This window comes from Jiangella endophytica (assembly GCF_003427025.1).
Classification (GTDB): domain Bacteria; phylum Actinomycetota; class Actinomycetes; order Jiangellales; family Jiangellaceae; genus Jiangella; species Jiangella endophytica.
On record NZ_QVAI01000006.1, the window covers coordinates 356819 to 378979 of the forward strand.

Sequence of the window (22161 nt, forward strand, 5' to 3'; positions counted from 1 at the left end):
AGGACACGCCAACGGCACGTGTTCCACGTCACACCATGCGAAGCGGTACTCCTGGATTCCGGGCCTGCTCCAGCACCACCTGGGCAGGCAACGGCTTGGACATGAAGAACCCCTGAGCGCGGTAGCAGCCGAGGTCGAGCAGCGTCGTGACCGCCGCCGGGTCCTCGACGCCCTCGGCCACCGTGGTCAGGTTGAAGGCCTCGGCGAGCCGGACGATCGCGGCGACGATGGCGCGATCGCCACTGCTCTCGGCCAGCGCCGAGACGAAACTGCGGTCGATCTTCAGGATGTCGACCGGGAGCTGCTTCAGCTGGGCCAGCGAGCTGTAGCCGGTGCCGAAGTCGTCGATGGCGAGCGTGACGCCCAGGCCGCGCAGCCCGTTGAGGGTGGCCTGCACGTCGTCGATCTCGCGCATGACGGTGCTCTCGGTGATCTCGATGCCCAGCTCGGCCGGCGCCAGGCCGTACCGGCTCAGCAGCGTGGCGACGAAGCCGACGAAGTCGGCGCTGATCAGCTCGCCGGCGGAGATGTTGACCCGGACCAGCGGCGGCGGCACCGGCGAGGTGCGCTTCCATGACGCGAGCTGCCGGCAGGCCTCCTCGAGCACCCAGCGGCCCAGCTCCGCGGAGAGGTTGATCTCCTCGACGACGGAGATGAAGGCGTCGGCCGCGAGCAGCCCGCGCTCCGGGTGCTGCCAGCGCACCAGCGCCTCGACACCGGTCAGGCGGCCGTCGCGCAGGTCGAACTCGGGCTGGAAGTACAGCCGCATCTCGTTGTTGGTGATGGCCGAGCGCAGGCGCAACTCGAGGTCGGCGCGGACGAGGAGCTTGGAACGCAGGTCGTCGTTGAACACCACTACCGAGTCTCCACCGCGCTCCTTGGCCTCGAGCAGCGCGACGTCGGCGTTGCCGAGCAGCTCGTCGACCGTGCTGGGCATGTCCCCGTTGACCACGACGCCGATGCTGGCGCTGCGGCTGATGGCGTGACCACCCACTTCGAGCGGCTCGGCGACGCGGTCGAGGATGCGCCGGGCGGCCCGCTCGGCGGCGGACGTCGACCCGATCTCGTGCAGCACGATGACGAACTCGTCGCCGGCGAGCCGCGCGACCACGTCGTTCGGCCGGACGGAGTCGCGCAGGCGCTGAGCCACGGCCTGGATGAAGCTGTCGCCGACGGTGTGACCCAGCACGTCGTTGACCGTCTTGAGCCGATCCATGTCGGCGAAGAGCACGGCGAGCGGAGCCCGAGGGTCGGCCTCGAGCACGGCGTTGAGGTCCTCGACGAACGCCCGGCGGTTCCACAACCCGGTCAGTTCGTCGTGGTAGGCCTGATGGTGCAGGCTCTCCTCGGCCGCCACGCGGGCGTCGAGCTGCACCAGCAGCGAGGCGATGGCGCGCAGCGCCCGCACCTCGGCGCGGGTCCAGATGCGGTCGCCGAAGTGGATCAGACCCAGCACGCCCAGCGTGGTGTCGTCGTGGATGAGCGGCACCGTGGCCAGCGAGACCTCGGGCACGCCGGAACCGGCGCGGACCCGCTCCTGGTAGCTCAACTGGCCGTCGGACGGCCGGGTGATGAACGGCTCGCGCTGGTCGCGCACCATCGAGAAGATCGGGTCGTCGGTGTCCCACGGCACGATGCCGAGCGGGTCGGGATCGGGCACGTCGAGCCGCCGCGGCCACTCGTCGACCAGCACGCTGGCCTGCAGCTCGGGGTCGTTGTGCCGGAGGAAGCAGGTGTCGGCGCCGAAGTAGCGGCCCAACTCGCTGATGACCCGGAACAGGGTTTCGGCGAGGTCGCGGGCGGTGACGCCCATCAACTCGGCGGCGACGTAGGTGACCAGGGCGTCGAGCCGGCCGTGCTGGTCGGTGATCTCGCCGGCCTCCATGACCGCGGTGCACAGCTGCGCGGACACCGCCAGCAGGTCGCGGTCCTTCACCGAGTACGGCGAGCTGCCGAGCCGCATGAGGCAGATGCTGCCGACGAAGTCGCGGTAGGCCACCTTGGTGGCGAGGATGGTGTATCCGGCCTGTGTGTCGCGCTCGACCGGGTCGGTGCCGGGCCGACCGGCGACCTCGGCGGTCACCGTGCGGATGGCATCACGCATGATGGTGATGTCCTTGCCCTTGACGCCGGCCGCGCTGGCGCTGCCCCACGACACCAGGGGCATGCCGCCTTCGACGGCGAGTACGTCGGCCGAGATGGAATCCGTGGCCCGAGCCAGCGCTTCGAGGAGCGGCTGAATCGTCTCCGGGTCCATCTTCATAGGTTGCTCCCTGCCTCCAGGGCGTCCCGGACGGTGCGATGGGCAGACAGGCGGCGGCTCCGGACGCTGACGCTAGGAGCGTATCCGATCCGCATCACCAGTGCGACGTGCCTCTGCCCGAGTCCGACGATCTCGGCGAATTCACCACGTAGCCGGCGAAGCCGATCGGCGTACCGGGGTGAGAGCTCCACGTAGTCGCCGTCGTCGACGCCGAAGATGAACACCGGCGACATCGGATGCACCGACAGGCCCAGTCGCTCGGCCTCGATCCACACCCGCTCGACCGCCTGGCCGCCGCGCACGTAGTCGGCCGGCGACGGTCCCGCGACCGAGACCACGGCCAGCCCGGTGGCGGCGTGGACGCGGTCGCGGGTGGACTCGCCGAGCGCCCGGCCGAGGTCCTGCTCGGCCAGCACCGCCATGACGTCGGTCCGGCGGGCGACCCCGAGCTTGGCCAGGTCGGACGCGTCGAGTTCGAGGGTCCGGACGTCGATGCCCCAGTCGAGCTCGTCGATGCCGGGCCAGCGCAGCTCGCGCATCATCTCCCGGTGCAGCTGCTCGGTGAGGTAGCGCAGCCGGTCGGACTCGCCCAGCAGCTCGGCCAGCCGGTGCAGCTGGTCGCGGCCGGTGACGAGGTGGACGTCGGCGCCCTCTGCCGTGGCCGCGGCGCGCAGGACGTCGGCCGTCTGCTCCGGCAGCGGCTTGGGCTCGTTGAAGTGCCGGTTGGACACCCGCTGGAGCATGGCGTCGTAGAGGCCGGCCAGCTCCGGGTCCGAACCGACGCCGAAGCGCAGGCCGGCGACGCGGTCGCCGCCGGCCAGGATCTCCACCTCACCGAGCAGTCCGTGCCGGGCGGCCGCGACCCTGGCGTTGAACAGCGCCGCGCCGATGGCGACGTGACTGCCGCGGAACGCGACGTCGAGGGTGGAGGTCTGGCTCGGGTCGAGGACGATGTCGAGCCCGTCCGGCCCGATCGTGAACGTCCACGGCTGCGTGTTGCCACCCGACGGCGCCAGGCGCGCGGCGTGCGCGACGGCGGCACGGGGCTCGGCCGGCGGCGGCTCCGGGTCCACGACGAGGTCGACGCCGAAGTCGGCGCCGGCGGGCGGCGGCGGGTCGGCCAGGCCGGCCAGCACGGCGTCGAGGTCCACGCGCGCCCGTCCGGACGGCAGCGGAGCGCCCAGGCCGAGCTTGCGGACGGCCGCGGCCACCGTCGCGGCGCCCAGCGTGATGTCGCCGCCCAGCTGCGGCCACGTGTTGAGGCTCTCGTCGACCTCCGCCATCGAGGCGGCCATCGGCGCGGACAGCTCGGCCGGCTCCAGCACCCGCAGCACGTACGGGACCTTGTCGTGCGTCGAGAGGCCCATGAGGTCGGCCGGGCGCGCGTCGCCGAGCAGGCCGTGGAACAGCGGGCGGTCCGGCTCGAGGTCGTAGCGCTCGATGTCGAGCAGCCCGCGGTCGCTGGTCTCCATGACGACCGGCAGCCGGTGCCGCCGCGCGCCGTCGCGCAGGGCCAGCTTGACGTCGAACGAGTCGCACTCCTCGACCACGATGTCCAGGCCGTCGAGGAACGTGTCGATGGAATCGAGGGCGAGGCCCGACGGCTCGATGCTCACGTCGATGTAGGGGTCCAGCTCGGCGATGCGGCGGGCCACCACGACCGCCTTGTTCACGCCGAGGTCGAAGACGGTGCCCGGGATGCGGTTGAGGTTGGACAGCTCGATCTCGTCGAAGTCGGCCAGCCGGATGTGCCCGCAGCTGCCCTCGAGCGCCAGCGTGTGCGCGATGGCATGGCCGACGCTGAGGCCGGCGACGCCGACGGAGAGCCGCCGCAGTCGTCGCTGCTCCTCGGCGGTGATCTTGTTGCGGTTGCGGTCGGTGCGCAGCGTCTGGAACGCCTCCGGACCCAGCAGGTGGATCAGGGCGCGCCGCCACGGGTAGAAGAACCACCGCGTCGGCTCGCCGACGATCTCCGGCGGCGGCGCGGAGAGCAGCCGGGCGAGGTCGCGTTGCTGCTGCTCGATGGTGTCGACCACCTGGACCGCGGGATCGGCGCGCAGGCCGGCCAGTCGCTCGGGGTCGTCCACCAGCTCAGGGCGCCAGGCGGCACCGTTGACGGCATCGGTCATCGTGCGCCCGGAACCTCCGTGCCCGTCGCGGTGCGGCATTCCGCCTCGAACAGCCGGCGCTGCTCCTCGGTGGCGTGCTCCATGGCTGTCTCGCCGTCCCAGGTCAGCATCGTCGTGCGGTAGCGGTCGTCGGGGTAGCGGGCCGGGATGATGCCGGAGAGCTCCTCGGCGCCGGAGTTGAACCAGCGCGACGCGGCGTGCTCGGCCGCGGAGCAGTACGCGTAGCGCACGCCGAGCAGGCGCATGGCGTGGAGGAACGCCCGCGACGTGAGGTCGGCCAGCGCCGACTTGTGCTCCGACGTGGGGTCGACCCACGCGCCCTTGAGCTCGATGACGCCGTCGGGCAGAGCCGCCTCGATCCAGTCGCTCACCAGCGAGGCGGACACCGGTTCGCTGACGAACTCGCGGGGCGCGTAGGCGTCGCGCATGGAGCGCAGCGGGCCGTTGGCGTACCAGCCGGCCCAGACCTTCCCGCCGTCGTCGGACGTGATGGCGAACACCGGGGTGTCGGACGCCTGCGTCGCGGCGGGCAGCGTGAGTGCCTGTTCGACCCGATAGCGCTGGTAGCTGGCCCGGGCGCCGTCGACGTACGTGGTCCAGTGATCGAACCGCCGGCTCGGTGTGTAGAAGCGCATCGTCATGCCCGAGACCTCGTCTCGGAACCCGTACAACTCGCGGGCGGTGACGCGCTGAGTTGACTTGAGAGGGCTGGTGGTCATGGCATCCGCACCTGGCTTCACGGCTCCGTCCGGTCTGTTATGTCTGTACCGTATGCGCCGTTCACGCTATAGATGTCATAATGCCCGACTCGGCGCGAGGGTGACGCCGGAATGGAGAACGCGACGGGTGCCTGCCCCCCAACAGACCCGCCGCGTCTCCACCTTGCGGTAGCAGGACCAGCCCGCGGAAACCTGCCACCGCCCCGTTTGGGACGTGGTGCGAACGTCCCCGGACGCGCGCACCACGTCCCCTTTTCACGGCACGGCCTGTGCAGGGCGGAGGGCCGTACCGGTCCAAGGTCACGGCTCGAAGCCGTGAATCGCACCACCTCAGTCGCTCCTGACCGCAAGGCGTCACTTTCGTGACATCCCCGTCCCTCGCGGCCAATCCAACGTATTGGACTGGAGCACCTAATTGCCGGTGCTGATGTTGAAAAGAATAGACAGGGAAAACAGATCTCGCAACAACTACTTTGCGTAACAAAAAGTGACGGAGAGTAGCGGGATCGATCTTGGCCGGAGCGTGACGCACAGTGATCAAATACTTACGCTACGTCACGGTTCAGCAGCTCAGCGGCCTTCTTGCCGCACCAGACGACAACCCGGCAGCACTCCTCGCCACATCGCTTCGCGGCACCGGACAATAGCGCTCAGTCACCGCGCCAGAAAGTGGAACACGCGATTTCCTGACCGATCCGGCGACGCTATTCCGATCGCCTGTTCCGGTGCCCACCCAATTGCCCGCGGACATCGCTACAAGGTAGGCGTCGCTCACCGGCCCGACCGCGCGGACGCCGACCTACCGGGCACGACAGCCGTCCCCCGCCGAGTCGCCGGCGCCCGTGTCGAACCTTGATCACGACCTTGCCCGTCGTCATCGGACCGGTCAGACTGCTCCGAAATGTCTGGGTCCCCGGCTTCCTACCGCGCCGTCTTCGCCGCGACGGAGTTCCGCTGGCTGTGGCTGGCGCACCTGCTCTCCGTGATCGGCGACCAGTTCGCCCGCGTCGCGCTCACGCTGCTGGTGTTCGACCGGACGGAGTCGGCCGGCCTGGCCGCCCTCACCTACGCCCTGACCTATCTGCCCGACCTCGTGGGCGGCGCCGCGCTGGCCGGGCTGGCCGACCGGTTCCCGCGGCGCGACGTCATGGTGGTCACCGACCTCGTCCGCGCCGTGCTGGTGGCGGTGATGGCGGTGCCCGCGATCCCGCTGGCCGGCCAGGTCTGTCTGCTGGCACTCGTGCAGCTGCTGACGGCGCCGTTCTCGGCCGCACGCCAGGCCGCCCTCCCCGACATCCTGCGCGGCGACCGGCTGGCGCTGGGACTGGGCGTCTTCTCGATGACGTACCAGGCCGCGCTCGTCGTCGGCTTCGGCGCCGGCGCGGCGCTCGTCGCCTGGCTGGGCGTCCCCGCGGCCCTGCTCATCAACGCGGCGACGTTCGTGGTGTCGGCGCTGCTGATCGCCCGCGGTCTCGGCCCGCACCACCCCGTCGCGCCTGCGGCGGACCCGGCGCCCGGCGATTCGGCATCGGAGCCGGAGCCGGCTCCGGCCGGGCAGTGGGCCACGGTCCGCGCCGGCTGGCGGGTCGTCGCCCGTGATCCGCGGCTGCTGACGCTGCTCGCGATCGCCTGTTGCGCGGGGTTCTACGTCGTCCCGGAAGGGCTCGCGGTGCCGTACGCGGCCGAGATCGACGCCGGTTCCACGGGCGTCGGCTGGCTGCTCGTCGCCAATCCCGCCGGGACGGTCATCGGGATGCTGGTGCTGGGCCGGATGCGGCCGGAGCGGCGGCTCGCGCTGATGGGGCCGCTCGCGGTGGCGAGCAGCCTGGTGCTGATCCCGACCGGCTGGCTGCCCGGCCTGGCCGTCGCAGTGGTGCTGTGGACCGTCAGCGGGGCGTGCTCCGCCCACGACATGGTGGTCCAGGCCACCTACGTCGAGTCCGTCCCCGCACACCGCCGAGGTCAGGCGGTCGGGCTCGCGATCGCCGCCCTCCGGGCAGCGCAAGGCCTTGCCATCGTCGCAGCCGGCGTCCTCGCCCAGCTCCTCTCACCGTCGACGATCATCCTCGTCACGTCGGTGCTGGGCGTCCTGGCGGCCTCGGCCGCGGCACGTCGATGGTCGCGACTGGCCCCGCCCCGCGCCCTTCCACCACCCCAGGGCGAGGCCGACGACTTCTCCGGCCGGCCATGACGGGCCGGCGGCTTCATTGGGGGTGCTGGACCTCAGGTCCAGTTCGAGTCACGCATCACTGCACACCTCCGTCCACGCTCGCTCACCTGCTCACCGGGCACCGCCGCACCTCACGTCCAGTTCGAGTCACGCATCACTGCACACCTCCGTCCACGCTCGCTCACCTGCTCACCGGGCACCGCCACACCTCACGTCCAGTTCACGTCACGCATCGCCGCACACCTCCTCACGACCAGCGCCCTCGCAGGCCGGTTCCACTCCGTCAGGTCCAGTTGACGTCGCGCATTGCCACACACCTCAATCCGTCTCCAGAGCCGATCGGCGAACGGCGGGCATCCGATTGCACCGCTTCATACGGATCGCATCACTATTGTCCTCATTGGACAGCAGGAGCCATGTCCGAATTCGGCTAGTATGTGCGCTACCAGGCATGGAGCACGGCTATCTACGCAGGTGGAGGCGGGTGCGCGATATGTACCGACGATCCAGGACATGGGTCGCAGGCTGGGCTTTGTGGAGCGCGCCCAGGTCGGTCGTCGTCGTCGTGCTCACGGTCGACGCCATCGCGGTCCTGGTGAGCATCGCAACGGCGTTCCTCGTGCCGGTTCACGGCGTCGACGTGCTGCGCTTCGCGGTTCTCGCGCTCTGCGCCGCCGTCGCCATCGAGCTCACCCGCCAGTTCGAGAGCCGCCGCGAGTACGCGCGCACGAGCACGGTCCCGTACATCGACACCAAGGCGGTCTGGAGCTTCGCCGCGGTCGTCGTCCTGCCGCCGGTCCTCGCCACCGCGATGGTCGTCTTCACCTATACGCTCGCCTGGTTCCGCGTACAGCCCAACCGGCAGAAGCTGCCGTATCGGTGGATCTTCTCCTCCGCGACGGTGCTCTGCGGCACCCACGCGGCGGTCGCCGTCCTCGCGGTGGGAATGGCCGGGTACCCGCGGGCGCCGGGCGAGGCGACCTGGGTCGGCCTGATGGATCTCGGCATCGTCGCCTGCGCTGCCGTGGTGCGATGGGCCATCAACCTCGGCCTGATCATGACGGCCATCGCGCTCTCCAAGCCGACCGTCACCGCGCGTGAACTCTTCGCCAACTTCGGCGAGCAGCTCCTCGAGGCCGGCGCCATCGGTCTCGGCCTGGTGGCCGCCGCGGTGGTCGTCACGAACCCGTTCGTGCTGCCCGGCATCGTCATCGCCATGATCGCTCTGCACCGCGGCATCCTGCTGAGCCAGTACCAGGAGGCCTCGCGGGTCGATTCCAAGACCGGGCTGACCACGGCCGGGTGGTGGCACGACTTCGCCGAACGGTCACTGGCCCGGGCCCGCGACCGCGACGAGACTCTCGGGCTGCTGATCGTCGACCTCGACCACTTCAAGAACATCAACGACACCCACGGCCACCCCTACGGCGACAGCGTCCTGAAGGCTGTGGCCCGCGAGCTGATGGCGGAGATCCGCGACAACGACGCCTGCGGGCGCTGGGGCGGCGAAGAGTTCGTCGTCGTGTTGCCTGACGTCGGCACGCAGCAGAACCTCCACAACGTCGCCGAGCGCATCCGGCGCCGGGTCCAGTCGATCGTCGTGCAGCCACCGGGCCAGGACCTCCCAGCCGCCGAGATCGGCATCACGGCCTCCGTCGGCGGTGCGATCTTCCCGTCGGCCGGCATCACGAGCATCGACGAGCTGCTGCTGGCGGCCGACACCGCGCTGTACGCAGCCAAGAACTCCGGCCGCAACACGGTCCGGCTGGGTGGCTCCGACGTCCCGGCGCTGCCGAAGCAGCGGGCGCTGCCGCAGCAGGCCGAGCCGCCGAACGCGCGCGGCTGACCCGCGCTTCCCGGCCGGCGCCCGCTCCGGGATGATGGGCCGATGCGTGCATTCATCGGGGCCGCCACCTCGGCCGGCCAGGGCGGACCAGCGGCCGGCGTCACCGTCGCCGACATCGAGAAGGGCGTGGTGACGCCTCTCGGCGGGCCGGCGCTTCACGGCGTCGGCAACCCCATGTACCTGGCGCTGTCGCCGGACGGCCGGGTGCTGTACGCCATCCACGAGGTCGACGACGGCCACGTCAGCGCGTGGGCGCTCGACGGCGACGTGCCGCGGCCGCTGGGCCGGCCGCGTTCGACCGGCGGCAACGGGACCTGCCACCTCTCCGTGCACCCGGGCGGACGGTACCTGCTGAGCGCCGACTACGGATCCGGCTCGCTGAGCGTGCACCCGATCGACGCCGACGGCTCCCTCGGCGAGGCCACGCACGTCGTCCGGCACGAGGGCAGCGGCCCGGACACCCAGCGACAGGCCGGCCCGCACGCGCACATGATCGTCACCGACGCCGCGCGCGGCCACGTCCTGGCCACCGACCTCGGCACCGACACCGTCTACCGCTACGTGCTCGACGAAGGCACCGGCCGGCTGAGCCTGGCCGACGAGATCGCGGTCGCCCCCGGCGACGGACCGCGGCACCTCGTCATCCGCGACCACTACGCGTACGTCGTCACCGAACTGGCCTCGACCGTCACGGTCGTCGACCTGACGACGGCCGAGGTGGTCGCCGACGTCGCCACGCACGTCGACGACGGGCGCGGGCCCAGCTACCCGTCGGCGATCCGGCTCGGTGCCGACGGCCGGTTCCTCTACGTGGCGAACCGGGTCGTCGACGAGATCGCCGTGCTGTCGGTCGACGGGCCGGACGTCGCGCTGGTCGCGAGCGTCGCGTGCGGCGGCAGCCACCCGCGCGACCTCGAACTGGACCCTGAGGGGCAGTACCTGTACGTGGCGAACCAGTTCTCCGACCAACTGGCCTCGTTCAGGGTCGATCAGCAGACGGGAGTGCCGGAGCCGGCCGGGCACGTGCTCAGCACGCCGAGCCCGGCCAGCATCCTGTTCGGCTGACCGGGCCCCGCGCGGTCAGGACCGCGAGCGCTGCCGGCGCGCCCGCCGGCTACCCGGGAGGGCGGCGGGCCGGCCGGTGCCCGGCACGGTGTCGTGCGTGGCGGCCGGACGGTGCGCGGCGCCGGGCGAGAGGGCGGTCAGCCGGCGACGGCCGCGGCGCCCGGCCGCGACCGGCTCCGGCACGTGCGTCTCGACGACGGCCGGCGGCGGGGTCTCGCCGGTGATCGGCGGGTCGGGCTCGAGGCCGGAGATCTGCCGCGGCCGCGCGATGAGGAACATCGCCGCGACGGCGAGCACCGACATGCCCAGCATGACGCCCGCCATCGGCACCGCCGACCCGGTGCCGAACGCTCCGACCAGCGGAGCGCTGACCGCGCCGACGGCGAAGTTCATGGCGCCGAGCAGCGCCGCCGCGGTGCCGGCCGACCGGCCGTGATTGGCCAGCGCGAGCACCGGGATGTTCGGCATGGTGAAGCCGACCGTGGTGAGGATGACGAACAGCGGCACCGCGATGCCGTAGATGCCCAGCAGGCCGGTGGCCGCGAACACCACCATGAGCGCGGCCGCCGCCGAGGCGACGACCAGCGCGCCCGCCAGGATCCATTGCGGCCGGACCCGCCGGACCAGCCGCGCGTTCAGCTGCGTCGCGGCGATCAGGCCGAGCGAGTTGACGCCGAAGACGATGCCGTAGGCCTGCTCGGACAGGCCGAACACGTCCTGGAAGACGAACGACGAGCCCGCGATGTAGCCGAAGAGCGCGGCCATCATCAGGCCGCCGGTCAGCATGAGGCCGACGAACGTGCGCTCGCGCAGGATGGAGCCGTACGTGCGCAGCGTGGCGGCGACCCCGCCGGCGCGCCGGCGGTCCTCGGGCAGCGTCTCCTGCAGCCCGAACACGACGACGGCGACCAGCCCGAGGCCGAGGGCGGCGAGCACCCAGAAGACGCCACGCCAGTCGGTGAACTGCAGCACCTGGCCGCCGAGCGTGGGCGCGAGCACCGGCGCGACACCGGTGACCAGCATCAGCCGCGACAGCAGCCGGATGGCCGGCATGCCCGTGTAGAGGTCGCGGACGACGGCCATGGACACGACGGCACCGGCGGCGGCCGCCATGCCCTGCAGGACCCGGAAGACGCCGAGGACCTCGATGGTGGGTGCGACGGCGCACAGCAGTGACGCGACGACATGGGTGAGCGTCGCCGCGATGAGCGGACGGCGGCGGCCAACGGCGTCTGACCACGGGCCGAGGATGAGCTGGCCGACGGCGAAGCCCAGCAGCGTGCCGGTGAGGGTCAGCTGGACCTGGGCCTCGGTGGCGCTCAGGTCGCCCGCGATGTCGGGGAACGCGGGCAGGTAGAGGTCGATGGTCAGCGGTCCGAGTGCGGTGAGCGCGCCGAGCACGAGGATCCGGCGGATCATCGTGCCGCGGGACAGGCCGGTGGCGCCGTCGGCGTCCGGCACGGCGCTAGTACGCGCAGACAAGGGCAGCCTCTTCCAGAGGTAGTACGTGAAGGGGGTGAGCGAGGTACGGCGCGCGACTGCTGCGGCGCGGACACCGTCATCGTCAACTGTGCCAGAGGCGCCTGACATTCCGACAGGGAGTTTCGTGTGACGCGGCGTACAAGTGGCGCGCGTCAGCGCAGCAGCGGCGCGACGGCCTTCCAGCCCGGGTCGGGGTGGCTCTGGACCGCGGCGGTGCCGTGCGTCCACTGCGTCAGCGCCTTGCCGACCGGCGCGGGGTCGATCTCGAGGCCGTCGACGTAGAGGTGCACGACGACATGGCCCTCGCCGGTGACCCGCCCGACGTGGACGACCTGCGGGCCCTCACCACCCAGCTGGGCGATGACCTGCTGGACCAGCCGGTCGGCGTCGTCGAGCAGGCTCTCCTGGGCCGGCATGCCGTCGGGGCCGGGCGGGTAGTCGAGCACGAGCGCGACGTGGGTGTCGGCCAGCGGCCGTTCGACGCGGTCCAGCGGGCGGCGCACGAGCGCGACGATCGGGCCTTTGCGGCCGCTGCCGCGCAGTAGCGCCCAGACGTCGTCGGACGGGCGCAGCTGGTCGACCACCGACCCCAGCATCGACACCGGGATGGCGTCCAGCGGCGGGTCGGCGGAGACCTCGACCTCACCGATCCAGCGCTCCGCCTCGTCCTCGCCGAGCGCGGCGTCGAGGCCGTGGAACGCGACCGAGAGCCGGTGCTCCTTGTCCAGCAGCGGGAACAGCGGGTGGTGCACGACGACGTCGAGGCGGCCGCGCTGCTGGTCGACGCGGGTGCCGGCGATCAGCTCGCGCAACTCGATGTCGTAGTCGTCGATCTTCATGACGACGGAGTCGAACAGCGCGGGGTCGGCCCGGCGCACCGGCGCGAACTCGACGTCCGGGTCGTCGGGCGCGGCCAGCTTCCAGCGCTCGGCCAGCCCGCGCAGCTCGGCCTTGCCGCCGCTGGAGACCACCAGCATGAACCGCTTCGCCGAGCTCGGCGACACCTCCCAGTTGAGGGACGAGTCGATGGCCGCGACAGGCGGCCGGAGCAGCTCGATGAGGTCGTCCGACCGCTTCTCCTCGAACGCCGCGATGACATCGTCGCGGTGCTCGGACCACCACGCCCAGAACTGGGCGATCACGGGCCGGGGGTCGTCCGGCACCTTGGTCTTGCGGCGGAAGATCGCCATCTGGAGCTCGTCTCTACGGCGGCGGCTGATCGCGTCGACGATCACGGGTCGAGAGGAGCATCATAAAGAGTGCGGGATCGACCCGATGTCCTCCGAAGGAGGTGGGGGGTCATGACAGCACCGACTCCCGACATCGAACGGCACCCCGACGTCGTCGTCATGAGGCGTAGGTACGACCAGATCGCCGAGACTCCCGTCGCGCAGTCCTCCGACGGCCTGGCCTTCCTGGCCGGCCTCTATCTGGCGATGTCGCCATGGGTGGTCGGGTTCACCGACCACTCCGCGCTCATGATGAGCAACCTGTTCACCGGTCTGGCCGTCACCGTGCTGGCGGCCGGGTTCGCCGCCGCCTACGGACGCCTGCACGGTGTCGCCTGGGTCTCGCCCCTGCTGGGCGCCTGGGCCATCGTGTCGGTGTGGGCCGTCAACGGGCCGACGCCGGGGACCTCGGCCATCGTGAGCAACGTCATCACCGGCGGCGTGATCGTGCTGTGCGCCGTCGCCATGATGTCCGGCAGCATGCGCCGGACGCGTCCATAACGACGGACCTCGGGCGGCGGTGCTCCTTCCCCGATCCCGCGCGCCGCCGCCCGGGCCCCTCGTTCAGCACCCCGTCCAGCATGATGGCGGCCATGGAGTTCGCCGACGTCGTCACCCGTCGCCGCATGGTCCGTAACTACACCGACGAGCCGGTCGACCCGGCCGTCGTCGACCGCGTCCTCGCCAACGCCCTGCACGCGCCGAGCGCCGGGTTCAGCCAGGGCTGGGCGTTCCTGCGCCTGGACACCCCCGCCGACGTCGCCCGGTTCTGGGCCGCTGCCACGCCGGCCGGCCTGGGCTCCGACGGCTGGTCCGCCGGGCTGCGCCGGGCGCCCGTGCTCATCGTGCCGCTCTCCTCGAAGGCCGCCTACCTCGACCGGTACGCGGAGCCGGACAAGGGCTGGACCGACCGCGACGAGTCCCGCTGGACGGCGCCGTACTGGGACATCGACACCGGCATGGCCAGCCTGCTCATGCTGCTGACGGTTGTCGACGAGGGTCTGGGCGCCTGCTTCTTCGGCATCCCCGCCGAGCGCGTCGACGGATTCCGGGGCGCGTTCGGCGTGCCGGAGGACTACAAGCCGATCGGCGTCGTCAGCATCGGCCACCGCGCCCGGGACCGGCGGTCGCCGTCGTTGAAGCGCGGCCGCCGCGACCTCGACGCCGTCGTGCACCGGGGACGCTGGAGCGCCTGACCGACTGCTGCCGCGGCCCGGGAACCGTCATCGATGGACCGTGCCTGCGGAGGTGTCGTCGCCCGCTGATCTCGGCGCGGCTCAGACGCCGCCGAAACGGCGCTCGAGCAGGGCATTGAGAAGCGCGGCCGCGGTGCCGGCGTCGTCGACGGTGACGAGGGTGCGCGCGCCGTCGGTGCGCTCGACCAGCAGCGCCTCACCGCCGCGCAGCACGTAGCCACGAGTGCCCTTGAGCGGCCCGATCGCGGAGACCCGGTAGCCGAAGCCGCCGAAGTCGCGGGCCGGGCGGACGGTGACGGTGCTCGCCCGCGCGATGCGGTCCAGCGACGTGTGCATGCGCGGCCGGCCGAACCGGCCGCGGACCGTGAGCCCACGCTCGTCGACGGTCACCGTGATGGAGAACATCGCCACCGCCAGCACCGCGAGCCCCAGGCCGAGGCCGAGCACCCACCACTGCCGGCCGAGCACTCCGACGATCGCGGTGACGCCGATGCCGGCGACGAGCACGACGGCGGGCACGCCGCCGGTCGCGGCCGATCGCGTCCAGACCACCCGCTCGGCGGCGCCGACGTCCAGGTGCGGCGCCTCGCTGGCGCCGGGCGGCAGCGGCCCGAGCGGCCGGGCGCCGGACGTCCGGCGCGGCACCAGCAGCGCCGCGAGAACGGCGGCGGCGACACCGGCGGCCAGTGCGAGCGGGATGGTCGCGCCGGGCAGTTCGACGGCGGCGGCGTCGGCCAGCCCGCGTTGCCGCTCGGTCAGCAGCACCACCAGCGCCGTGACGAACCCCGTCGTGCCGGCCGTGGTGGCGGCCACGACCCGGGTGATCGTGGCGTCGGCCCGGACCGTGAGCACCAGCGCCAGCCCGATGACGGCGAACGCCACGGCGAACCCGCCGACCAGCCAGGCCACCGTCGACACCGAGCTGAACCCGTCGGCCGCCCCGTCGACGCCCCAGTGGCTGGCGACCCGGGCCGGCAGCTGATCGCGCCAGCTGAGCACCAGCGCGGCGCCCACCGCACCGATGGCGATCGGCAACCCGGCGCCGGCCAGCAGCGCCCGCACCAGGACGCCGCGGCCGGGGCCACCTGTCGTCTGCTCCGTCATGAGTACTCCCTCCGGATCAATGCGGTGAGCTCGTCGGCGCTCAGCCCCAGCCGGTGCGCCTCGGCGATCACGCCGGTGACCGCCTCGCGCAGCCGGGCCAGGCCGGTCGCGCCGGCCTCGGTGACCACCGCGCCACGGCCGCGGCGCAGCTCCACGAGCCCTTCGTCCCGCAGCAGCTGGTAGCCGTGCAGGACCGTGTGGACGTTCAGCCCGAGCGACTCGGCCAGCTCGCGTGCGCTGGGCAGCCGTTCGCCCGCCGCCAGCTCGCCGCGCGCGATGGCACCGCGAACCGCTGCGGCCAGTTGAGCGAAGAGCGGCTCGGCGGATGCCGGGTCGAGTCGGATGAGCACACCTCGATTGTATTGTTCTAGCTCTAATAGAACAAGTTTGGCGACGCTGGCGTGCGGTACGGTCGGGCTCATGTCGGAGATTCCCGCGCCGCCCGTGGCGAAGCAGCTCCCCGCCGAGCGCACCGTCCACGGCGACACCGTCGTCGATCCCTACGCGTGGCTGAAGGACCGCGACGACCCCGACACCGTCGCCTACCTCGAGGCCGAGAACGCCCACACACAGGCGGCGACGGCGCACACGAAGGCGCTGCAGGACGAGATCTTCGACGAGATCAAGAGCCGCACGCTCGAGACCGACCTGTCGGTGCCGGCGCGGCACCACGGCTGGTGGTACTACACCCGCACACTCGAGGGCAGCCAGTACCCGATCCACTGCCGGTCGCGCACCGAGCCGGCGTTGCCCGCCGACCCGGCCGAGCCGATCGTCTCCCCCGCCGACGAGCAGGTCCTGCTCGACCAGAACGAACTGGCCGGCGACTCCGCGTACTTCGCCCTCGGCGCGTTCGACATCAGCCCCGACGGCCGGCTGCTGGCCTACTCCACCGACTTCGACGGCGGCGAGAAGTACACGCTGCGGTTCAAGGACCTCGAGTCCGGCGCCACCCTGCCCGACGAGGTGCCGGGCACCTACTACGGCTCGGCGTGGGCCGCCGACGGCAGCGCCCTCTTCTACACCACCGTCGACGACGCCATGCGCCCGTACCGCGTGTGGCGGCACCTGCTGGGCACCGAGGCCGCGGCCGACGTCATCGTGCACGAGGAGACCGACGAGCGGTTCTTCGCCGGTGTCGGGCTCACCCGCAGCGAGCAGTACGTCGTCATCGAGCTGGGCAGCCAGATCACCAGCGAGACGTGGGTGCTGCCGGCCGGCGACCCGCAGGGCGAGTTCCGCGTCGTCGAGCCGCGCGAGCAGGGCGTCGAGTACTCGATCGACCACACCGGCGACTCCTTCTACATCGTGCACAACAAGGACGCGGTCGATTTCGAACTGGTCGTCGCGCCGGCCGACGCGCCCGGGCGCCAGAACTGGCGCCCGGTGCTGGCGCACACCGAGGGCGTCCGTGTCACCGGCGTCGACGCGTTCGCCGGCCACCTCGTCGTCTCGATGCGCCGCGACGGCCGCACCGAGCTGCACGTCCTGCCGCTGGCCGCCGACGGCTCGGCCGGCGCGGGCCGCGACATCGAGTTCGCCGAGCCGGTACGCACCGTCCAGCCCGGCGGCAACCCGGAGTTCGACACCACCGTGTTCCGGCTCGGCTACGCGTCGCTGACCACGCCGAGCTCCGTCTACGACTACGACGTCGCAAGCGGTGAGCTGCGGCTGCGCAAGCGGCAGCCGGTCCTCGGCGGCGTCGATCTGTCCGCGTACGAGTCGGTGCGCGAGTGGGCCACCGCCCCCGACGGCACCCGCATCCCGATCTCGCTGGTCAAGCGGCGCGACACCCCGCGCGACGGCAGCGCGCCGTGCGTCCTGTACGGCTACGGCGCCTACGAGGCGTCCATGGACCCGTGGTTCTCCATCGCGCGGCTGTCGCTGCTCGACCGCGGGTACGTGTTCGCGATCGCGCACGTGCGCGGCGGCGGCGAGTTGGGCCGGCGCTGGTACGAGGACGGCAAGCTGCTGCACAAGCGCCACACGTTCACCGACTTCGTCGCCTGCGGCGAGCACCTGGTCACGGCCGGCTGGACGTCGCGCGACCGGCTGGCCGGACGGGGCGGCAGCGCCGGCGGTCTGCTCATCGGCGCCGTCGCCAACCTCGCTGACGGCACCTTCGCCACGCTGGTGGGCGAGGTCCCGTTCGTCGACGCGCTCAACACCATCCTCGACCCCACGATGCCGCTGACCGTCGTCGAGTGGGAGGAATGGGGCAACCCGCTCGAGTCGGCCGAGGTCTACGCCTACATGAAGTCGTACTCGCCTTACGAGAACGTCGCAGCCCGGCCGTACCCCGCGATCCTGGCGACGGCCGGTCTGAACGATCCGCGGGTCGGCTACCACGAGCCGGCGAAGTGGGTCGCCCGCCTGCGCACCACCGCCACCGGCGACCGTCCGCTGCTGCTCAAGACCGAGATGGGCGCGGGCCACGGCGGCCCGTCCGGCCGGTACGACGCCTGGCGCGACGAAGCGTTCACACTGGCCTTCATCATCGACACCACGAACCCCGCCAACCTCGCATAACTCACCTTCCGGGCGTTCGTGACCTGCGCGAACGCCCCGCATGCGTACGTCCCGATCGGGTAACCGCCACTCAACGGCGAGATATCTGGAGGGACCATGAAGGGAAAGTTGCTCCTCCTGGCCGGCGCCGCGGTCGGGTACGTTCTCGGCACCCGCGCCGGTCGGCAACGCTACGAGGATCTGAAGGGTCGCGCGGACGCGCTCTGGCACGACCCCAAGGTGCAGCAGAAGGTCGCCGATGCGCAGGATGCCGTGCGGACCCGGGCGCCGGAGCTCCAGGAGAAGCTCACCGACGCCGCGTCCCGCGCCACCGACAAGGTGCGGTCGACGATGCAGCGGCACGACACCGACGTGGACGCCCCGGAGGTGACGGTCCATGGCCGCAACGGACACTACCCGCAGCCTGGATGACCGCTCCGTGGCCGACCTGGTCCGGGAGTTCTCGACCCAGACCTCGCACCTGATCCGTGACGAGATGCGGCTGGCCCAGGCGGAGATGTCGCAGAAGGCGCGGCACGCCGGGATCGGGCTCGGCTTGTTCGGCGGCGCCGGGCTGCTCGCGTTCTTCGGGGTCGGCGCACTGGTGACGGCGGCCATCGCGGCGCTGTCGCTGACCAGCCTGGCTGTGTGGGCCGCGGCGCTGATCGTCGCCGCCGCGCTGTTCCTGCTGGCCGGCCTGGCCGCGTTGCTCGGCCGCGGCGAGACCAAGCAGGCCTCGCCAACGCCCGACCGCACCGTCGAGAACGTCAAACGCGACGTGGAGGAACTCAAGGAAGGCAGGCACCGATGAGTACCACCATCAAGGACACGATGACGACCGACGAACCGCCGAAGGGTGCGACGCCCGAGGACATCGAGAAGCACATCGAGCAGACCCGCGCCGACCTCGGCCGCACCATCGAGGCGCTGCAGCAGAAGTTGGACGTGCGCAGCCAGGCACGCGAGCGGATGAGCGCCGTCCGCGACCGGGCCGGCTCGATGGCCACCTCGGCCAAGGACGTCGCCACCCGCCCGGCGACCATGATCGCCGCCGGCGCGACCGTCGTCGTCGGCGGTGTGGTCGGAGCGCTCGCCTGGAAGCGCCGGCACTAGGAGCGATCCCCATGGCGACACGCACCCCCGGACGTCACGCCTCGGCCACTGCTCCGCCGTCGGCCGATGAGGCCGCCCGGCGCAAAGCCCCGGCCGCAGGCGGGCCGGGTGGCGGGTCCGGCGGCGGGTCGGCCGATGAGCCGGGCGGTGGGTCGAGCGGCGAGGCGGTGCCGTCCGGCCCGGCCCAGCTCACCCGGCCGTCCTGGAGCTATGTCGCCCGGCGCTCCGTGCGCGAGTTCCTCCACGACGAGTGCCCGGATCTGGCGGCGGCGCTGACGTACTACTCGGTGCTGTCGCTGTTCCCGGCGCTGGTGGCGCTGGCGGCGTTGCCTGCGCTCGTCGGGCAGGACAGCCAGCGGACCACTGACCAACTGGTCGGCATCGTCCAGGACATCGCGCCCTCCCTGGTGACGTCGGATCTGGAGCGTCCGATCAGCCAGCTCACCCATGCTCCGGGCGCCGGTCCAGCGCTGATCATCGGTCTGCTGGTCGCGCTGTGGTCGGCGTCCGGCTACATCGGTGCGTTCGGCCGTGCCATGAACCGCATCTACGACGTCGACGAGGGGCGGCCGTTCTGGAAGCTGCGGCCGCAGCAGCTGGCGCTCACGCTGCTGACGATGCTGCTGGTGCTGGCGGCCGCCGTGCTGCTGGTGGTCAGCGGCCCGGTGGCACGGGCCATCGGCGACGCGATCGGGGTCGGCAGCACCGCGGTGACGGTGTGGAACCTCGCCAAGTGGCCGGTGCTCGCGCTCGTCGTCGTGATGATCGTGGCGATGCTCTACTGGGGCACCCCCAACGTCCGCCGGCCGAAGTTCCGGTGGGTCAGCGCCGGCGCCTTCATCGCGATCGTCGTGTGGGCGCTCGGGTCGGTCGCGTTCGGGTTCTACGTGGCGAACTTCGGCTCCTACAACCGGACGTACGGGTCGCTGGCCGCTGTGATCATTTTCCTGCTGTGGCTGTGGCTGACGAACCTCGCGCTGCTGTTCGGTGCGGAGTTCGACGCCGAGACCGAACGTGCGCGTGAGCTGCAGGCGGGGTTGCCGGCCGAGGAAGCGATCCAGCTGCCGCCCCGCGACACTCGCAAGATCGACAAGGACGCCGAGAAGCGAACGACCTTGGTGCGCCGCGGCCTGCGGCTCCGGCAGTCCTCCGGGGACAGCACGACCCTGCCGGAGGAACGAGGCTGACGGCCGCTCACCCCGCGACGTCGCCGCGTGCGGGCCGGGCCGGCCCGGATGGGCAGCGTGCGGGCGATCGCGCTGACGGCGCACGCCGCCACTTGCGTTGGTGAGCGGCGTGCGGCAGGTGCGTTGGAGTGCGGCCGTGGCGCCCACGAGGGCCGGCTGAGGTCTGGCCGACCGGCAGATGGCCGGATACGGGCAGCCCACAGCTGGCCGGGCGAGCAACTCCGGGACCGCGGGGCAGGCCAGCGCCGAGCCGGCCGGCGACCGAAGGGCACGGCCGGCCCTAAGAGGGGACGGTAGGCCCGAAGAACCTGGCCGGCGCCGAGCGCCTGGCGACCGGCGCCGAGGGGTGGGCGTCCAGCGGGCCCCCACCGGCGGGGCCGGCGCAGGCTGCCTGGCCATTGCTGGGTCGCCGGGCCGGCGACGTCCGCGCTCGCGACGGGAGGCATCGCCGGCAGGCCGATGGCGGGGCGGGTCAGAGCATGCGGGCCCGGCTGGCTCCGGCGCGGGACTCGAGCCGGCGGGCCAGGCGGTCCAGCAGCTGAGCGGCCAGTTCGAGTCGGCGGGCGTGGTGTGCTCGGCGGGTGAGTCCGGCGGCGAAGGCTTCCCTCTCGAACTCCGCGGCACGGACGCGGTGCAAGGTGTCGGGGTACGGCTCGTAGGACATGGCAGCCTCCTCTCACGTGGTGCGGTTCAGGCGGATGGAGCCGCTGACCGTGGTGACGGACAGCAGCAGGGCACGGTCGGACTCGGCCGGCGCGTCGGCGTGGTCGAGGTCGGAGTGGATGGACCCGGAGATGGAGGAGACGTCGAGGTTGGCGGCAGTGCCGGTGACGATGCCGACGGACACGTTGCCGCTGGCGCTGCGGGCTCGCAGCTCGCCCTCGACGGCGCGGTGGGCGGTGATGTCGCCGGACGCGGTCTTCAGCTCGACCCGGCCGTCGATGGTGGCGATGCGGACGTCGCCCGAAGCGGCGGAGATGCGGCCGCTGCTCACCGGCTGCTCGACGTCGATGCTGCCGGAGCCGGATTCGAGCTCGACGGTGCCGCCGGCCGCGCCGAACCGGATGGACCCGGAACCGGTGCGGACCCGGGCGCCGGCGGTCTCGGTGACGTAGACGTCGCCGCTGCCGGTGGTGACCTGCAAGTCGTCGCAGGTGTCGACGGCGACGTCGCCGGAGCCACACTTGGCGGTGACATCGGCGAACCGGCCATCGAGGCGGATGTCGCCGGAGCCCGACTGGGCGTTCACCGTGGTGCCCGTGGGCACGGTGACGGCGATGTCGACCGACGCGGAGCGGCCGAGCAGCGACGTGGTGCGCGGGACCTCGATGCGCAGCGCGCCGGGCCGGTGGTCGACCTCGGTGCGCCGCGCGAGGTCGTCGCCGTCGTGACCGGCCGGCCGGAGTTCGACCACGATCTCGGTGGTGTCGGCGGCGGTGACGACGAGGTCGCCGGAGCGCTGACCGACGGACAGGCTGATGGGCCCCTCGGCGGTGAAAACATGCGTGAGGATGTCGGACACGGCGGTCTCCTGGATATCGAACGGTCGGGAGGTCAGCGGACCCAGCCGGAGAGGTTCCGGCCGATGGTGACGCGAGTGGACGATCGGGGCGGATCGAGGGTCTGCAGCACGGCGCGGATCAGCCACGCGTTGACGGACATGCCCTCGGCGGCGGCGGCCTCCTCGACCCGGACCTTGAGCGTCTCGGGCAACCGGAGCGACACCCGCGACATGCTCTCGTCCTCAGGCGGCATGGGCGGCGCCGGCGGCGTGGGCGGCGCCGGCGGATGGGGCGGCGCGGCGACGGCCTCGGTGGCGACCATCTCGGGGTCGCCACCACGCAGCCGGACCTCGACCGCGACGCCGTCGAGCTGAGTGGTGATCTCAGCCGCCGCGTCGCCCAGAGCCTCGAGCAGCGTGAGCCGCAACGACGGCTCGACGGCGTACGACAGCCGCTCGGCGGCACTGCGGACGTCGTCAGCGGCGGCCTGCCCGGCCGCGGCCAGCGAGCCGCGCAACGCTTCGACGTACTGAGTGAGCTCCATGACGCCATGGTGGCGTCATTATGGCGTCATGTCAAGCGTCATGATGACGCAGCGCTGACAGCATGCTGCGCCGCGTGACGCCATCGATGGCGTCACGCGGCGTC

Annotated in this window: 20 protein-coding genes; 10 read left to right on the forward strand and 10 right to left on the reverse strand. The window is 71.8% G+C overall.

All coding sequences use genetic code 11. From position 1 onward, the window contains the following. Positions 1 to 28: 28 nt before the first annotated feature. The 3 genes from DZA62_RS15635 to DZA62_RS15645 are packed head-to-tail and all read right to left on the reverse strand — an operon-like array spanning position 29 to position 5111. Positions 29 to 2263: a putative bifunctional diguanylate cyclase/phosphodiesterase gene (locus DZA62_RS15635; protein ID WP_157987699.1), complete on the reverse strand. Its 2235-nt coding sequence runs from the start codon at positions 2261 to 2263 to the stop codon at positions 29 to 31. Beyond that, on the reverse strand, positions 2260 to 4392 hold the full coding sequence (locus DZA62_RS15640; protein ID WP_116949869.1) for an Rv1355c family protein: 2133 nt from the start codon (positions 4390 to 4392) through the stop codon (positions 2260 to 2262). Before DZA62_RS15640 ends, DZA62_RS15635 begins: the two co-directional genes overlap by 4 nt. Further along, positions 4389 to 5111 (reverse strand): hypothetical protein, encoded by a 723-nt coding sequence (locus DZA62_RS15645; protein ID WP_157987700.1) that lies wholly within the window; start codon positions 5109 to 5111, stop codon positions 4389 to 4391. Before DZA62_RS15645 ends, DZA62_RS15640 begins: the two co-directional genes overlap by 4 nt. 901 nt (positions 5112 to 6012) lie before the next feature. On the opposite strand from DZA62_RS15645, the gene DZA62_RS15650 reads away from it, so the two are divergent. The 3 genes from DZA62_RS15650 to DZA62_RS15660 all read left to right on the forward strand — a co-directional run bounded on the left by DZA62_RS15650 (position 6013) and on the right by DZA62_RS15660 (position 10192). After that, the gene (locus DZA62_RS15650; protein WP_116949804.1) at positions 6013 to 7302 is read left to right on the forward strand and encodes an MFS transporter; all 1290 of its coding nucleotides are present in this window, start codon (positions 6013 to 6015) and stop codon (positions 7300 to 7302) included. A gap of 544 nt (positions 7303 to 7846) precedes the next feature. Beyond that, entirely contained in the window at positions 7847 to 9127 is a 1281-nt protein-coding gene (locus tag DZA62_RS15655) for a GGDEF domain-containing protein (protein ID WP_198663810.1), read from the forward strand. Between the two features lie 42 nt (positions 9128 to 9169). Then, a complete protein-coding gene (locus tag DZA62_RS15660; protein ID WP_116949806.1) occupies positions 9170 to 10192 on the forward strand; it encodes a lactonase family protein in 1023 nt (340 codons plus the stop codon). 15 nt (positions 10193 to 10207) lie between these two features. Here the strand turns inward: DZA62_RS15660 and DZA62_RS15665 are convergent, their stop codons facing one another. Beyond that, entirely contained in the window at positions 10208 to 11674 is a 1467-nt protein-coding gene (locus DZA62_RS15665) for a multidrug effflux MFS transporter (RefSeq protein ID WP_198663811.1), read from the reverse strand. Between the two features lie 152 nt (positions 11675 to 11826). After that, complete coding sequence (locus DZA62_RS15670; protein WP_116949807.1) at positions 11827 to 12909, reverse strand: hypothetical protein; 1083 nt, start codon at positions 12907 to 12909, stop codon at positions 11827 to 11829. 66 nt (positions 12910 to 12975) lie between these two features. Between DZA62_RS15670 and DZA62_RS15675 the strand changes: the two genes are divergently transcribed. Together DZA62_RS15675 and DZA62_RS15680 are read left to right on the forward strand one after the other, a co-directional pair. Next, entirely contained in the window at positions 12976 to 13404 is a 429-nt protein-coding gene (locus DZA62_RS15675) for an SPW repeat protein (protein WP_116949808.1), read from the forward strand. Positions 13405 to 13496: 92 nt separating this feature from the next. Next, positions 13497 to 14099 carry a nitroreductase family protein gene (locus DZA62_RS15680; RefSeq protein ID WP_116949809.1) on the forward strand — a complete coding sequence of 201 codons (603 nt, stop codon included), beginning with the start codon at positions 13497 to 13499 and terminating at the stop codon, positions 14097 to 14099. 81 nt (positions 14100 to 14180) lie between these two features. On the opposite strand, the gene DZA62_RS15685 is transcribed toward DZA62_RS15680, so the two are convergent. Continuing rightward, the gene (locus DZA62_RS15685; protein WP_116949810.1) at positions 14181 to 15203 is read right to left on the reverse strand and encodes a DUF1648 domain-containing protein; all 1023 of its coding nucleotides are present in this window, start codon (positions 15201 to 15203) and stop codon (positions 14181 to 14183) included. Beyond that, positions 15200 to 15553, reverse strand: coding sequence for a GntR family transcriptional regulator (locus DZA62_RS15690; RefSeq protein WP_116949811.1), 354 nt, complete (start codon positions 15551 to 15553; stop codon positions 15200 to 15202). Before DZA62_RS15690 ends, DZA62_RS15685 begins: the two co-directional genes overlap by 4 nt. Before the next feature lie 70 nt (positions 15554 to 15623). Here DZA62_RS15690 and DZA62_RS15695 point away from each other — a divergent pair, with 70 nt between their 5' ends. The 5 genes from DZA62_RS15695 (at position 15624) to DZA62_RS15715 (ending at position 20011) form a co-directional block, all read left to right on the forward strand. Then, entirely contained in the window at positions 15624 to 17732 is a 2109-nt protein-coding gene (locus tag DZA62_RS15695; RefSeq protein ID WP_116949871.1) for a S9 family peptidase, read from the forward strand. A 96-nt stretch (positions 17733 to 17828) separates the two neighbouring features. Beyond that, complete coding sequence (locus DZA62_RS15700) at positions 17829 to 18143, forward strand: YtxH domain-containing protein (protein WP_116949812.1); 315 nt, start codon at positions 17829 to 17831, stop codon at positions 18141 to 18143. Between the two features lie 7 nt (positions 18144 to 18150). Then, positions 18151 to 18522, forward strand: a complete 372-nt coding sequence (locus DZA62_RS15705; protein WP_198663813.1) for a phage holin family protein — start codon at positions 18151 to 18153, stop codon at positions 18520 to 18522. Next, the gene (locus DZA62_RS15710; protein WP_116949814.1) at positions 18519 to 18824 is read left to right on the forward strand and encodes a DUF3618 domain-containing protein; all 306 of its coding nucleotides are present in this window, start codon (positions 18519 to 18521) and stop codon (positions 18822 to 18824) included. Before DZA62_RS15705 ends, DZA62_RS15710 begins: the two co-directional genes overlap by 4 nt. Before the next feature lie 11 nt (positions 18825 to 18835). Then, the gene (locus tag DZA62_RS15715; protein WP_198663814.1) at positions 18836 to 20011 is read left to right on the forward strand and encodes a YihY/virulence factor BrkB family protein; all 1176 of its coding nucleotides are present in this window, start codon (positions 18836 to 18838) and stop codon (positions 20009 to 20011) included. 472 nt (positions 20012 to 20483) lie between these two features. On the opposite strand, the gene DZA62_RS15720 is transcribed toward DZA62_RS15715, so the two are convergent. Genes DZA62_RS15720 through DZA62_RS15730 form a run of 3 tightly spaced genes read right to left on the reverse strand, consistent with a single transcriptional unit; the run spans position 20484 to position 22057 of the window. Then, a complete protein-coding gene (locus tag DZA62_RS15720) occupies positions 20484 to 20675 on the reverse strand; it encodes a hypothetical protein (RefSeq protein ID WP_116949815.1) in 192 nt (63 codons plus the stop codon). 12 nt (positions 20676 to 20687) lie between these two features. After that, positions 20688 to 21533, reverse strand: a complete 846-nt coding sequence (locus DZA62_RS15725) for a DUF4097 family beta strand repeat-containing protein (protein WP_157987701.1) — start codon at positions 21531 to 21533, stop codon at positions 20688 to 20690. A 32-nt stretch (positions 21534 to 21565) separates the two neighbouring features. Then, positions 21566 to 22057 (reverse strand): toxin-antitoxin system HicB family antitoxin, encoded by a 492-nt coding sequence (locus DZA62_RS15730; protein WP_116949817.1) that lies wholly within the window; start codon positions 22055 to 22057, stop codon positions 21566 to 21568. Positions 22058 to 22161 lie beyond the last annotated feature (104 nt).